This is a genomic window from Vibrio cyclitrophicus (assembly GCA_023206055.1).
Classification (GTDB): domain Bacteria; phylum Pseudomonadota; class Gammaproteobacteria; order Enterobacterales; family Vibrionaceae; genus Vibrio; species Vibrio cyclitrophicus_A.
In genome coordinates this window covers 775,357-789,093 of the sequence record CP065366.1, presented here as the reverse complement: position 1 = coordinate 789,093, position 13,737 = coordinate 775,357, and the positions used below count along the sequence as shown (strand labels likewise).

General features: G+C 44.7%; 15 protein-coding genes. 3 read left to right on the top strand and 12 right to left on the bottom strand.

Annotated elements, in window-relative coordinates; translation table 11 throughout:
* Positions 1–6 precede the first annotated feature (6 nt).
* The 6 genes from hscB to trmJ all read right to left on the bottom strand — a co-directional run bounded on the left by hscB (position 7) and on the right by trmJ (position 4,044).
* Entirely contained in the window at positions 7–522 is a 516-nt protein-coding gene (gene hscB, locus ITG09_03485; GenBank protein ID UPR52718.1) for a co-chaperone HscB, read from the bottom strand.
* Positions 523–602: 80 nt separating this feature from the next.
* A complete protein-coding gene (iscA, locus tag ITG09_03480; protein UPR52717.1) occupies positions 603–926 on the bottom strand; it encodes an iron-sulfur cluster assembly protein IscA in 324 nt (107 codons plus the stop codon).
* A 98-nt stretch (positions 927–1,024) separates the two neighbouring features.
* Complete coding sequence (gene iscU, locus ITG09_03475; GenBank protein UPR52716.1) at positions 1,025–1,402, bottom strand: Fe-S cluster assembly scaffold IscU; 378 nt, start codon at positions 1,400–1,402, stop codon at positions 1,025–1,027.
* Positions 1,403–1,435: 33 nt separating this feature from the next.
* A complete protein-coding gene (locus tag ITG09_03470) occupies positions 1,436–2,650 on the bottom strand; it encodes an IscS subfamily cysteine desulfurase (GenBank protein UPR52715.1) in 1,215 nt (404 codons plus the stop codon).
* Positions 2,651–2,677: 27 nt separating this feature from the next.
* Entirely contained in the window at positions 2,678–3,199 is a 522-nt protein-coding gene (gene iscR, locus ITG09_03465; GenBank protein UPR52714.1) for a Fe-S cluster assembly transcriptional regulator IscR, read from the bottom strand.
* Between the two features lie 116 nt (positions 3,200–3,315).
* Positions 3,316–4,044: a tRNA (cytosine(32)/uridine(32)-2'-O)-methyltransferase TrmJ gene (gene trmJ / locus ITG09_03460; protein UPR52713.1), complete on the bottom strand. Its 729-nt coding sequence runs from the start codon at positions 4,042–4,044 to the stop codon at positions 3,316–3,318.
* A gap of 181 nt (positions 4,045–4,225) precedes the next feature.
* On the opposite strand from trmJ, the gene suhB reads away from it, so the two are divergent.
* Positions 4,226–5,029, top strand: coding sequence for an inositol-1-monophosphatase (gene suhB, locus ITG09_03455; GenBank protein UPR52712.1), 804 nt, complete (start codon positions 4,226–4,228; stop codon positions 5,027–5,029).
* A 234-nt stretch (positions 5,030–5,263) separates the two neighbouring features.
* Here the strand turns inward: suhB and secF are convergent, their stop codons facing one another.
* From secF to queA, 5 genes are all read right to left on the bottom strand, one after another.
* Positions 5,264–6,211 (bottom strand): protein translocase subunit SecF, encoded by a 948-nt coding sequence (secF, locus tag ITG09_03450; protein UPR52711.1) that lies wholly within the window; start codon positions 6,209–6,211, stop codon positions 5,264–5,266.
* Between the two features lie 14 nt (positions 6,212–6,225).
* Positions 6,226–8,082, bottom strand: coding sequence for a protein translocase subunit SecD (secD, locus tag ITG09_03445; protein ID UPR52710.1), 1,857 nt, complete (start codon positions 8,080–8,082; stop codon positions 6,226–6,228).
* 20 nt (positions 8,083–8,102) lie between these two features.
* The gene (gene yajC / locus ITG09_03440; protein UPR52709.1) at positions 8,103–8,432 is read right to left on the bottom strand and encodes a preprotein translocase subunit YajC; all 330 of its coding nucleotides are present in this window, start codon (positions 8,430–8,432) and stop codon (positions 8,103–8,105) included.
* Positions 8,433–8,542: 110 nt separating this feature from the next.
* Positions 8,543–9,679 (bottom strand): tRNA guanosine(34) transglycosylase Tgt, encoded by a 1,137-nt coding sequence (tgt, locus tag ITG09_03435; GenBank protein UPR52708.1) that lies wholly within the window; start codon positions 9,677–9,679, stop codon positions 8,543–8,545.
* 195 nt (positions 9,680–9,874) lie between these two features.
* A complete protein-coding gene (gene queA, locus ITG09_03430; protein UPR52707.1) occupies positions 9,875–10,927 on the bottom strand; it encodes a tRNA preQ1(34) S-adenosylmethionine ribosyltransferase-isomerase QueA in 1,053 nt (350 codons plus the stop codon).
* A 334-nt stretch (positions 10,928–11,261) separates the two neighbouring features.
* On the opposite strand from queA, the gene ITG09_03425 reads away from it, so the two are divergent.
* Entirely contained in the window at positions 11,262–11,708 is a 447-nt protein-coding gene (locus ITG09_03425; protein ID UPR52706.1) for a CBS domain-containing protein, read from the top strand.
* Between the two features lie 69 nt (positions 11,709–11,777).
* Here ITG09_03425 and ITG09_03420 read toward each other — a convergent pair whose 3' ends face one another.
* Positions 11,778–12,683, bottom strand: coding sequence for a hydrogen peroxide-inducible genes activator (locus ITG09_03420; GenBank protein UPR52705.1), 906 nt, complete (start codon positions 12,681–12,683; stop codon positions 11,778–11,780).
* 209 nt (positions 12,684–12,892) lie between these two features.
* Between ITG09_03420 and ITG09_03415 the strand changes: the two genes are divergently transcribed.
* Positions 12,893–13,501 carry a peroxiredoxin C gene (locus ITG09_03415; GenBank protein UPR52704.1) on the top strand — a complete coding sequence of 203 codons (609 nt, stop codon included), beginning with the start codon at positions 12,893–12,895 and terminating at the stop codon, positions 13,499–13,501.
* The last annotated feature ends 236 nt before the right edge of the window (positions 13,502–13,737 follow it).

Here is a 13,737-nt window from a genome sequence, read left to right as displayed (position 1 = left end):
TACAAACTAGCCGATCAAACGATCTTCAACTAATTCGATTTCATTCTTTAATTTTGCAATAAACTTAAGCTTTCTTACTCGGTCTGCAGCTTCTAGCCAAGCTTCGCTTTCGAGTTCTTGTTGGATAGCACTTAATTGTTGTTTATACATTTTGCTAACCTTGCCTTCAAATGCAAATAGCGCATCTTCAGGTTCAGAACTGTCTGCGATATCTTCCAGCTCTTCACGCAATTCCATTTGCTCCATCAGGAACATAGGATCTTGCATGGTTTGTTGTTCGCCACGAATGTCTTCTCCGTGTTGAACCAACAGGTATTCTGCTCGGCTGATTGGATTCTTCAATACCTGATACGCATCGTTGATTTGTGCCGCTTTTTGCACGGCTAATAAGCGGTCACGCTCAGAAGCTATCGCAAATTTATCAGGATGGAATTGGCGTTGCAGATCTCTAAACTGAGAAGAAAGAAGGCTACCATCCAGTTGAAACTGAAGTGGTAGCCCAAATAATTCGAAATGATTCATGTAAAGGTGGTCCTAAGTTTAGGCTCTTTGTTCAGAGCCTAATTTTATTCTTCGCTTACAACGCTTAACGATTCAAGCGTTTAAACATTGAAGCTCTCACCACAACCACATTCGCCTTTCGCGTTCGGGTTGTTGAATTCAAAACCTTCGTTTAGGCCTTCTTTTACATAATCAAGCTCAGTACCGTCTAGGTATACTAGGCTCTTTGGATCAATGATGACCTTAACACCTGAATGCTCAAACACTTCATCTTCTTCGTTAAGCTCGTCAACGAATTCCAGTACATACGCCATACCCGAACAGCCAGTAGTTTTTACTGCTAAGCGTAACCCGAGACCTTTACCACGGTTATCTAGGAAAGCTTGAACTCGGCTTGCTGCCGTATCTGTCATGGTGATGGCCATACTACAACCTTGTGTTTTATATAAATTGAGAACTCAGGGGGAGCACAAAGGATGCTCCCAAATATTACTTTTTTGAAGTGATTACGTTGTCGAAACGATTAGTGCTTCTTTTTGTAATCCGCAACCGCTGCTTTGATTGCATCTTCAGCAAGAATTGAACAGTGAACTTTCACTGGTGGTAATTCTAGCTCTTCTGCGATTTCAGAGTTTTTGATAGCCGCTGCTTCGTCAATGCTTTTACCTTTAACCCACTCTGTAACCAGTGAGCTAGAAGCGATTGCGCTACCGCAACCATAAGTCTTGAATTTTGCGTCTTCAATAATACCTTCTGCAGATACTTTGATTTGCAGTTTCATTACGTCACCACAAGCCGGTGCGCCAACCATGCCGCTACCTACACTTGGGTCTTCTTTATCAAACGAACCTACGTTACGTGGGTTTTCGTAGTGATCAATTACTTTTTCGCTATATGCCATGATAGTTACCTCGAATCCTCTATTTCCGTGAGATTAGTGATGAGCCCACTCAACAGTGTTCAAATCAATCCCTTCTTTATACATATCCCATAGAGGAGACATGTCGCGTAATTTGTTTACCGCTACACGGATCTGTGCAATCGCGTAGTCGATTTCTTCTTCCGTTGTGAAACGGCCGAATGAGAAACGTACTGAGCTGTGTGCCAGTTCATCATTAAGACCAAGAGCACGTAGAACGTATGAAGGCTCTAGGCTTGCTGATGTACATGCAGAACCTGATGATACCGCTAGGTCTTTTAAAGACATAAGCAGAGATTCACCTTCAACGAAAGCAAAGCTCACGTTTAGGTTGTGTGGTACACGTTGGTCTAAGTCACCGTTTACGGTTACCGCTTCTAGATCTTGAACACCTTTCAATAGGCGCTCACGAAGTGCTAGAGCGTGATCGTAATCTTTCTGCATGTCTTGCTTAGCAACAGCACATGCTTCGCCCATACCCACGATTTGGTGAGTAGCAAGCGTACCTGAACGGAAACCACGCTCATGACCGCCGCCGTGCATTTGCGCTTCAAGACGGATACGTGGCTTACGACGAACGTAAAGTGCACCGATACCTTTAGGGCCATACATTTTGTGAGCTGAAAGTGAGATTAGGTCAACTTTCATCTCTTGTACGTCTAGTGGGATTTTACCCGCAGACTGAGCCGCATCAACGTGGAAGATGATCTTGCGTGAACGACATAGTTCGCCGATTGCAGAGATATCTTGGATTACACCAATCTCGTTGTTAACGTGCATGATAGAAACTAGAACAGTGTCTTCACGCATTGCAGCTTGTAGCTTGTCTAGATCGATGATGCCGTTTGCTTCTGGCTCAAGGTAAGTTACCTCAAAACCTTCACGCTCTAGTTGGCGACATGGATCAAGAACCGCTTTGTGTTCTGTTTTGCACGTGATTACGTGCTTACCTTTCTTCTCGTAAAAGTGCGCTGCACCTTTAATCGCAAGGTTATCTGACTCTGTAGCACCTGAAGTGAAAACAATTTCACGTGGGTCTGCATTTAATAGGTCAGCAATTTGCTCACGAGCATTATCTACTGCTTCTTCTGCCTGCCAGCCGTAACGGTGTGAACGAGATGCAGGGTTACCGAAGTTACCGTCCATCGTCATGCACTGAACCATTTTCTCAGCAACTCGTGGATCGACTGGGCATGTAGCTGAATAGTCAAAGTAAATAGGCAGTTTCATTTTCTACTCCAATGTAAAAACTGACCGCTAAGAGCGGGCATTAACACCGTGAGGTGCTGCACTAATCGTTGTAGTGCTCGTATTTTTATGTGCAAAACCATTATTAACCGCAAGATCGATATCTTGACGATCAGAAATTTCTAAAACTTCGTTATCTTTCATCAGCTCACCGAGCGTAATGTCGTTTAAGAAGCTGCTGATTCGGGAGCTTAAATCACGCCATAGAGTGTGAGTTAAACAACGACTACCACCTTGGCAATCTGCTCGACCGTGACACTTAGTCGCATCAACTGATTCGTCGACTGCAGCAATCACAGTTCCGACAGCGATGTCGCTCGCTTCAGCACCTAAACGGTAACCACCACCAGGGCCGCGAACACTAGCAACTAAGCCAGCTTTACGTAACTTAGAAAAAAGTTGCTCTAAGTAAGATAACGAAATGCCTTGTCGCTCTGAAATGTCAGCCAGAGGAACTGGGCTTTTTTGCGAATGCAGTGCTACATCTAGCATAGCTGTTACCGCATATCTTCCTTTAGATGTAAGTTTCATATCACACCGTATCCACATTGTTTATGTGGTTGGAATCTTCCCATACCCGACTAAATTGGTCAAGTATTTAGTTGACTATTTTAGTCAGGTATTCACCCTTAGGATTAGTGCGGGCTTTATTTGTCGTTTTTGCTCTTCTCAATAGAAGTCAAAATACCGCGAAGCGTGTTGATTTCTTGCAGTTCTGGACGAGCTCGACTGAACAGACGACGTAGCTTATTCATCACCTGGCCCGGCTTATCCTTAGAGATAAATTGGGTATCAATGATCACTTTTTCAAGGTGCTCATAGAACATTTCTAGCTCTTCGTGACGTGGGTACTCATCTTGTTGCTGTGGCTGATATTGGCTAGCCACCATATCAAGATGTGCAACACGCACTTCGTAGCTTAGTGTCTGTACTGCCATTGCTAGGTTTAGCGAGCTGTATTCTGGGTTAGCTGGAATGCATACATGATAATGACACTTCTGCAGTTCATCGTTAGTTAAGCCAGTACGCTCACGGCCAAAGACTAATGCTACTGGGTGCTTCTGACCTTCAACCGCAAACTTTTCACCACACTCACGAGGCTCAAGCATTGGCCATTCAAGCGTACGAGAACGAGCACTTGAACCCACAACCAAACCACAGTCTCTTACTGCTTCTTCAAGAGTAGAAACAATCGTCGCGTTTTCTGCGATGTCACCTGCACCAGCAGCCAGTGCTAAGGTCTGCTCGTCAACTTCACATTGAGGGTCTACAAGAACTAATTGACTCAAACCCATCACTTTCATTGCGCGAGCTGCTGATCCGATATTTCCCGAATGAGACGTACCAACCAGAACGACTTTTACATTGTCTAACATGCTATATGACACCACTTTAAAAATAATCGCGAGATATTAACACATAGCAAAGTAAAATGGTCAGACCCTTCGCGTAATGTGAAACCAAGAGTTCAAAAAATAACCACTTCCCTTTTGGTAAAACTTTGGTATACTCGCCGCCGCTTTAAATTGTTCTTTAACATCTTGTGGGAAAAACCATATGCATCCAATGCTAAACATTGCGATACGCGCTGCGCGTAAAGCTGGCAACCATATTGCTAAATCTCTAGAAACAACTGATAAGATCGAATCGTCTCTAAAAGGTAACAACGATTACGTTACTAACATTGCTCAAGAAGCTGAGTACATGATTATTGAGACAATCAAATCATCTTACCCAGAGCACAGCATTATTTCTGAAGAGTCAGGCCTGACTGAAGGTAAAGACTCTGACGTACAATGGATCGTTGACCCACTAGATGGCACCAACAACTTTGTAAAAGGTTTCCCTCACTTCTCTGTATCTATCGCTGTTCGCATGAACGGTCGTACAGAAGTTGCTTGTGTTTATGACCCAATGCTAAACGAGCTATTCACAGCTCAACGTGGCGCTGGCGCTCAACTTAACAACGCTCGTATGCGTGTTACTCAACTAAAAGACCTTCAAGGTACTGTTCTAGCGACTGGTTTCCCATTCAAGCAAAAACAACACTCTGAATCTTTCATGAAGATCATCTCTGGTCTATTCATCGACTGTGCTGATTTCCGTCGTACAGGTTCTCCTGCTCTTGACTTATGTTACCTAGCAGCTGGCCGTGTTGATGGTTACCTAGAACTTGGCCTTAAGCCATGGGATCTAGCAGCTGGCGATTTAATCGCTCGTGAAGCTGGCGCTATCATGACTGACTTTGCTGGCGGTACTGATTACATGACGTCTGGTAATGTTGTTGCTTCTAGCGCACGTGGTGTTAAGTCTATTCTTAAGCACGTTCGTGAGAACTCTAACGAAGGTATGCTGAAGTAATTCAGACCTTACGTTAATGCTCTTTAGTTAAGAGCAGAAGATTTTCAAAGCCTCGCTATTGCGAGGCTTTTTTTTATCTGCGATACGAGCTACGAGCAAGATGGCGGTTAGTCGCGATGAGCACAACGCACTTCGCTGATTAATTGGATTGAGCTTATCGACAAAATACAGACGTAAAAAAACCGCTGACTAGGCAGCGGTTTTTTTGTTTAGCGAAACTTATTAAGCCAAGGCCTAAGGCATCTCGTCAAACTCTTCACCTTCTTTGTCCACTTGCGGTGGCATTAGGTGTTCACGCGTAATACCCAACTTCATAGCCAGTGCAGATGCAACGTAGATAGAAGAGTAAGTACCAACCGTAATACCCAGTAGAAGTGCGGTTGCGAAGCCGTGAATCATAGCGCCGCCCTGGACAAACAGTGCGATAACTACGAATAACGTTGTACCAGAAGTGATCAATGTACGGCTCAATGTTTGTGTGATTGAGCTGTTCAGTACTTCAGGTGCTTCACCCTTACGCATCTTACGGAAGTTCTCACGGATACGGTCGAATACAACGATGGTATCGTTGAGGGAGTAACCGACTACCGTTAGCAAGGCTGCCACGATGGTAAGGTCGACCTCAATTTGCATTAGAGAGAATACACCCAGCGTGATGATAACGTCGTGCGCAAGTGCTAATACCGCACCCGCTGCCAAACGCCATTCAAATCGCACGGATACGTAGATCAAGATACAGATAAGAGAAACTAGGATAGCAAGGCCACCCGCTTCTGTTAATTCGTCACCCACGTTAGGACCAACGAACTCGATACGACGCATTTCGACTTGCTCACCAGTACCGCTCTCAATCGCAGAAAGGATCTGGTTACCAAGTGTCTCGCCCGCTACTCCATCACGTGGACGTAGACGAACCATTACATCACGAGCTGAACCGAAATTCTGTACCGTCGCATCACCAAAGCCTTCGGCTTCCAGTGCACTACGAATATCAGGAAGGTGTGCCGGTTGTTCAAAACCAACTTCAATCAAAGTACCGCCGGTAAAATCTAGACCCCAGTTCAACGATTTCGTTGTTAGGGTGAAGATAGCAGTACCAATCATCAAGATAGAAAAAACAAAGGCAACCTTTGACCAACGCATAAAGTCGATCATTTTGTCTGCTTTTAGAATCTGAAACATATTAATTCCTAGCCTTAGATCGACAGTTTTTTAACGCGTTTGCCGCCATACATCAGGTTCACGATACAACGTGTTCCGATAATAGCTGTAAACATTGAAGTCAAGATACCGATAGACAGCGTTACCGCGAAGCCTTTAATCGCACCTGTACCCACAGCAAATAGAATGATTGCTGTTAGTAGTGTGGTGATGTTGGCATCGGCGATTGTGCTGAATGCGTTCGCGTAACCTTGGTGAATCGCTTGTTGTGGACTGCGTCCATCTCGAAGCTCTTCACGTATACGCTCAAAGATCAATACGTTGGCATCGACCGCCATACCGACCGTTAATACAATACCGGCAATACCGGGCAGGGTCATGGTTGCGCCAGGAATCATCGACATCACACCGATAATTAACACCAAGTTCGCCATTAGTGCAACGTTCGCAATCAGACCAAAGCTACGGTAGTAAAGCAGCGTAAATAGCATAACTGCAGCCATACCCCAAACCATCGCCATGATACCCATATCGATGTTTTGTTGACCCATAGATGGACCAATCGTACGTTCTTCTACAATCGAGATAGGTGCAATCAGAGCACCAGCACGAAGTAGAAGTGCCAAGTTATGAGCTTCAGCCGTTGAGTCGATACCAGTAATACGGAAGTTACGGCCTAGCGCAGACTGAATCGTCGCTTGGTTAATCACTTCTTCGTGCTTACTTAAGATAACTCGACCTTCCGGTGTTTTACGACCGCTGTCTTTGTACTCTGCAAATACCGTAGCCATTAGCTTACCGATATTCTGACGAGAGAACGCTGACATCTTGCTACCACCTTCGCTGTCTAGCGAGATGTTAACTTGAGGACGACCATATTCATCAACACTTGAGCTTGCATCAGTAATACTTGAACCGCCTAGAATAACGCGCTTCTTAAGTACCACAGGACGACCATCACGATCTTGCTTAATTTCACTACCTGCAGGGGCACGACCAGAAGCGGCAGCGGCTAAATCAGCACTGCTATCTACTTCACGGAACTCAAGTGTCGCCGTCGCACCAAGAATCTCTTTAGCGCGAGCCGTGTCTTGAACACCCGGCAATTCCACTACGATACGGCTAGAACCTTGACGTTGAACCAAAGGCTCAGCAACACCAAGTTCGTTCACACGGTTACGTAGAATGGTAATGTTCTGCTCTACCGCATAGTTGCGGATTTCTTGAAGACGAGTCTCTGTAAAGCTTGCAACCAAAGAAAAACGACCGTTAGATGCAGAGTCTACAAACGTCATATCTTGGTGCTTAGATTGCAGTAGCGATTTCGCTTCAGCAAGCTGCTCTTCGTTGCGCAGAATCACTTCAACCGCATCTTTACCAGATGGGCGGATCGCACGGTAACGGATTTTTTCTTCACGAAGTTCGCTGCGGAACGCTTCTTCTTGTTGGCCAACGAGCTTTTCCATTGCAGCGTCCATATCCACTTCCATCAAGAAGTGAACACCACCACGTAGGTCAAGACCCAGTTTCATTGGAGCAGCACCAATAGATTCAAGCCAATCAGGAGTTGAAGCCGCTAGGTTTAAAGCAACGATAACGTCATCGCCTAGTGCTTCTGTGATGATATCACGGGCACTAATTTGCGTATCTGTGTCGTTAAAGCGAACAAGAATGGAACCGTTTTCGAGAGCAACGGATTTAGTAGAAAGGTTTTCTGCTTCAAGAGCATTGGTGACAGCATCCAGCGTAGACATATCTACAGAGGCGCCGCGCGCCCCTGTAACTTGAACTGCCGGATCTTCACCGTATATATTTGGAAGTGCGTACAACGCAGCGATAGCGATGGCAAACACCACCATCAAATACTTCCATAACGGGTAACGGTTTAGCACAGCGAGGATCCTCTAGCTGTTTATAGAGATTTCAGAGTACCTTTTGGTAGCACTGCTGTAACGAAGTCTTTCTTGATAACTACTTCGTTGTTTGCGTTCAGTTCGATAGCAACGTAGTCGCTGTCTTCAGCAATCTTAGTGATCTTGCCAATTAGGCCGCCGCTAGTAAGAACTTCATCGCCTTTGCCCATAGAAGACATAAGGTTCTTGTGCTCTTTAACACGCTTAGCTTGTGGACGGTAGATCATGAAGTAGAAGATCACAGCGAACATACCTAGCATGATTAGCATTTCGAAACCGCCGCCTGCTGGTGCACCTTCTGCTGCTGCGTGAGCTTGAGAAATAAACATTTAAAACATCCTCTATTATATTTTCGTAATTGTTTGTCTAATTGGGTCGCATCCTTTTATTTTCAAGCCCCATCACTCGGAAGAGAGATAGGGCTCGCAAAAAAGAAATACTAAGATTCTTTACCTAGTGGTGGCACTTCACGCCCCATTCTTGCGTAGAACTCTGCAACGAACTCTTCAAAACGGTCTTCATCGATAGACTGACGAATGTCTGACATTACTCGTTGGTAGAAACGCAGGTTATGAATCGTGTTCAGTCGAGCACCTAGGATTTCGTTACAACGATCCAAATGGTGTAAGTACGACTTGCTGTAGTTCTTACAAGTGTAACAGTCACACTCTGAATCTAGTGGTGTTGTATCGGTTTTATGCTTCGCATTACGGATCTTGATCACACCTTCAGTCACAAACAGGTGGCCGTTACGTGCATTTCGCGTTGGCATTACACAGTCAAACATGTCGATACCGCGACGAACACCTTCAACCAAGTCTTCAGGTTTGCCTACGCCCATTAGGTAACGTGGCTTATCTTCAGGTAGTTGAGGACATGTGTGCTCAAGAATACGGTGCATATCTTCTTTTGGTTCGCCTACTGCTAGGCCGCCAACAGCGTAACCATCAAAACCAATTTCTGTTAGGCCTTTAACGGATACGTCACGAAGGTCTTCGTATACGCCACCTTGAACGATACCGAATAGTGAGTTCGGGTTTTCTTGCTTATCAAAGTGATCGCGAGAACGCTGAGCCCAACGAAGAGACATCTCCATTGAGTCTTTTGCTTCTTTATGCGTCGCAGGATAAGGCGTACATTCGTCAAAGATCATTACGATGTCTGAACCTAAATCCTTTTGGATTTCCATCGACTTTTCAGCGTCCATGAAGATCTTGTCACCGTTTACAGGGTTACGGAAGTGAACACCCTCTTCAGTGATTTTACGCGTAGCACCTAGGCTGAATACTTGGAAGCCACCTGAATCAGTCAGAATAGGGCCTTTCCAGTTCATGAAATCGTGCAAGTCACCGTGCAGTTTCATGATTTCTTGACCAGGGCGTAACCATAGGTGGAAAGTATTACCTAGTAGGATTTCTGCACCGGTGTCTTTCACTTCTTCAGGCGTCATACCTTTCACCGTACCGTAAGTACCTACTGGCATGAATGCTGGTGTTTCAACGGTACCACGTTCAAACTGAAGTTGACCACGACGTGCGCCGCTGTTTGTTTTTTTAAGTTCGTATTTTAATTTCACGAAGCCTCCAATATGCCAGAGAAACAATCTGACTGATAATTCAGAACCTTAGGCCAAACAACCGTTCAGACTAGTGGGTTCTATGAGGAGCGGTCGCGTATTCCTTGCGAGAGATTAGACAGATATCCTGCCCGACTCCTAGCTTACTGCTAGCACCCGTAAATTCTTATTTATATCACTTATAACCAGCTTAAATTAGCTCGTTTTCTTATTGATGAACATTGCATCACCGTAGCTAAAGAAACGATATTCGCTCTTCACTGCGTGATCGTATGCGCCCATCACATTGTCATAACCTGCAAATGCACTCACCAACATAATCAGCGTTGATTCTGGTAAGTGAAAGTTGGTAATCAAGCAATCCACTAACTGATATTCATAACCAGGGAAGATGAAGATTTCTGTATCACCAAAGAAAGGAACGAGTTCGGTGCCTTTCTTCAATGCATCTTGAGCTGCACTTTCTAGTGAGCGTACTGATGTTGTACCAACAGCAATGATTCGGCCGCCACGAGCTTTTGCTGCTGCAACGGCATCAACCACTTCTTGCGGTACTTCAACGTACTCAGCATGCATGTGGTGATCATTGATATTATCGACTTTTACTGGCTGGAACGTACCAGCACCAACGTGAAGCGTCACGTAAGCAAACTCAACACCTTTTTCTTTCATGTCAGCCATTAGCTTGTCATCAAAGTGAAGGCCTGCTGTTGGTGCTGCAACTGCGCCCGGCTTTTCATTATAGACAGTCTGGTAGCGCTCTTTATCTGCATCTTCATCAGGGCGGTCGATGTAAGGAGGCAGCGGCATATGACCCACACTGTTAAGAATTTCTAATACGCTTTGGTCGGAGGTGAAATGGATTTCAAATAACGCATCGTGACGCGCCACCATTTCAGCTTCATACTCGTCGTTCTCACCAAGGAACAACTTAGTGCCCGGCTTCGGTGATTTAGAACAACGAACATGTGCAAGAATGCTTTTCTCATCAAGCATGCGTTCAACTAGCACTTCAAGCTTACCGCCTGATGCCTTACGACCGAATACACGAGCTGGAATCACTCGAGTGTTATTGAAAACAACAAGATCACCAGGCTCAACCAAGTCTAAAACGTCTTTAAACGAACCATCAGCTAGGTTACCGCTGTTGCCATCTAATTTAAGCAGGCGGCTTGCTGTACGCTCCTCTTGAGGGTAGCGAGCAATGAGTTCATCGGGTAGATCAAAGTGAAAATCTGAAACTTGCATGTGTCTAGTCTTGTTTTAGTTGATGAGATTTGTGCCATTGGCGAATCATAAATCGTAGTTGCTGGATAATCGTTACGGTAAGTAAATCGTTACCAGAAACACATCGCAAACACGACTAAAAATTTCGCAGTGGGCTAGTATAGGCACACGAGCCGCAATAGCAAGGTTTACAGCACTGGATTATTGTAAAGAGGCGTAAAATAATGCTACCGATTCACCTCCTCAAACGAAAGAATTAGTTGCATAAAACTCACCCAAGAATGCGTCAGATCTCAGTTATTTTTTGGATAAAAAACTATAGTAATAGCAACAAATAAAAAAGAAGGAGGTTCGTATGATCAAGGTTGAAGATATGATGACTCGCAACCCTCATACCCTATTGCGCTCACACTCACTGGCCGATGCTAAGCACATGATGGAAGCGCTTGATATCCGCCATATTCCAGTCGTTGATTCCGACAGGCAACTACTCGGTGTCGTCACACAACGAGACGTTCTCGCCGCTCAAGAATCCAGCCTACAAAACATTCCACAAGCTCAATCTTTTACTCTTGCGACTCCCCTCAACGACATCATGCACAAAAATGTTATGTCAGTAGAACCGCATGCAGGATTAAAAGAATCGGCTATCTATATGCAGAAACATAAAGTGGGTTGTTTACCTGTCGTAGAAAACCACAAACTAGTAGGTATTATTACAGATAGCGATTTTGTCACGATAGCGATCAATTTGCTGGAGCTGCAAGAAGAAGTCGAGCCAGAAGAAGCGGAAGTAGAGTAACTCTCAGAACTGATATAAAGAAGAGCGGCCAATGCAGCCGCTCAGAGGGATTGTTGTCGAAGCGGATTATTATAAAAGCTCAGACACCACATCCGCTAATTGATGGAATGTCTCACGACGCGAAGAACTTGGTCGCCACACCAGACCAATATCCCGGTACGCTTGCTGACCTGGAGGATCAATAACCACTAGGTTTTGGTTTTCCAATAAACCATGATCAATTGCCATCTGCGGAATAAAGGTGGTACCTAAACCATTTGCTACCATTTGCACCAATGTATGGAGGCTTGTCGCGGTGAACGGGTTTATCTTCTCTTTGTCGGTTAGCTTACAAGCTGATACCGCGTGCTCGGTTAAGCAGTGCTCGTTCTCCAACAAGAATACAGATTCGTCTGGCAAGTCATCGTATTTAATAGGAACGCGAATACCATCAGCTTGATTACGACTGATCACCATTCTGAAAGGGTCTTGCCCAACAACTTTACTCTCCATGTTATCGATATCGACAGGCAGAGCCAGAATCAACACATCTAACTCACCATGGCGCAGTGCAGCCAATAAGTTAGTCGTCGTGTCTTCACGTAACAGTAAGTTCAATTGCGGGAAACGATGGTTGGCTTCTTGGACCAAATCACACAAAAGGAACGGCGCTATGGTAGGGATACATCCCACTCGCAACTGCCCTTGCATCGCATCCCCGTTACATAAGTTTCCAAGTTCAACAAGATCTTGTCCTTTCGCCAATAATTCTCGACCATGCTTAACCACCAGCTCACCTGCTTGAGTGAAAACCAATGGGCTCTTTTTATCTTTCTTCTCATAGAGAGGGCAACCGATCAGCTCTTCTAGGTTTTGAATACCTTTACTTAGTGTCGATTGACTCACGAAACAGCGATCTGCTGCATCACTAAAGTGACGAGTTTCGTGAAGGGTAACAAGATAGTGAAGCTGCTTAAGACTTGGCCATTTATTCATGAAATTACTTTGTAATATGAGTAGGATAAGTTAAGTAAAGGTCAGCAGACCTAAGGACTGGGCAAAGATTAAGCTCATCGCTTTTTTCGATTAACTTAATCTATTTAATTCGCTTTTTTCTATAGTACCGATTGTACTATAGTTTGTCCCGTAGAAACGGAGCCCAAACAAAGATGTTTTGGGCCAACTAATTTTTTAGGAGATTCCAAATGGTACTAGTAGGTCGTCAAGCCCCTGACTTTACTGCAGCAGCTGTTCTAGGTAACGGTGAGATCGTTGATAACTTCAACTTCGCAGAATTCACTAAAGGTAAGAAAGCTGTAGTTTTCTTCTACCCACTAGACTTCACTTTCGTTTGTCCTTCAGAGCTAATCGCTTTCGACAACCGTCTAGAAGATTTCCAAGCTAAAGGCGTTGAAGTAATCGGTGTTTCTATCGATTCACAATTCTCTCACAACGCATGGCGTAACACTGCTATCGCTGATGGCGGTATCGGTCAAGTTAAATACCCTCTAATTGCTGACGTTAAGCACGAGATCTGCAAAGCATACGATGTTGAGCACCCAGAAGCAGGCGTTGCTTTCCGTGGTTCTTTCCTAATCGATGCTGACGGCCTTGTACGTCACCAAGTAGTTAACGATCTTCCACTAGGCCGTAACATCGACGAAATGCTACGCATGGTAGACGCACTAAACTTCCACGAGAAGAACGGTGAAGTTTGTCCTGCACAATGGGAAGAAGGTAAATCAGGTATGGACGCATCTCCAAAAGGTGTTGCAGCATTCCTATCTGAACACGCTGACGACCTAAGCAAGTAATTACCTCTTAAGCCCGAACTCAACGCGGGTTAATGGTTGGAAGACTCTCTAAAAGAGACATAAAGCATAAGCTAATAGCGCAAAGCGCACCGCCAATCAGTTAAGAAGTAAAGTCCTATTAAAAGCCCGAAGTTAACGCTTCGGGCTTTTTTCATATCTATTCGACGGCCTTTCATTTCCCCTAAACTCCCTCTTCAACATTTAATAGAGGCAGTTACAAAAACAAACTTTACCCC

Coding starts and splice junctions, on each gene's coding strand:
- iscA (UPR52717.1), bottom strand. CDS start 926: ATGGCCATCACCATGACAGATACGGCAGCAAGCCGAGTTCAAGCTTTC.
- hscB (UPR52718.1), bottom strand. CDS start 522: ATGAATCATTTCGAATTATTTGGGCTACCACTTCAGTTTCAACTGGAT.
- suhB (UPR52712.1), top strand. CDS start 4,226: ATGCATCCAATGCTAAACATTGCGATACGCGCTGCGCGTAAAGCTGGC.
- iscR (UPR52714.1), bottom strand. CDS start 3,199: ATGAAACTTACATCTAAAGGAAGATATGCGGTAACAGCTATGCTAGAT.
- ITG09_03420 (UPR52705.1), bottom strand. CDS start 12,683: ATGAATAAATGGCCAAGTCTTAAGCAGCTTCACTATCTTGTTACCCTT.
- ITG09_03415 (UPR52704.1), top strand. CDS start 12,893: ATGGTACTAGTAGGTCGTCAAGCCCCTGACTTTACTGCAGCAGCTGTT.
- yajC (UPR52709.1), bottom strand. CDS start 8,432: ATGTTTATTTCTCAAGCTCACGCAGCAGCAGAAGGTGCACCAGCAGGC.
- trmJ (UPR52713.1), bottom strand. CDS start 4,044: ATGTTAGACAATGTAAAAGTCGTTCTGGTTGGTACGTCTCATTCGGGA.
- iscU (UPR52716.1), bottom strand. CDS start 1,402: ATGGCATATAGCGAAAAAGTAATTGATCACTACGAAAACCCACGTAAC.
- ITG09_03470 (UPR52715.1), bottom strand. CDS start 2,650: ATGAAACTGCCTATTTACTTTGACTATTCAGCTACATGCCCAGTCGAT.
- secF (UPR52711.1), bottom strand. CDS start 6,211: ATGTTTCAGATTCTAAAAGCAGACAAAATGATCGACTTTATGCGTTGG.
- queA (UPR52707.1), bottom strand. CDS start 10,927: ATGCAAGTTTCAGATTTTCACTTTGATCTACCCGATGAACTCATTGCT.
- ITG09_03425 (UPR52706.1), top strand. CDS start 11,262: ATGATCAAGGTTGAAGATATGATGACTCGCAACCCTCATACCCTATTG.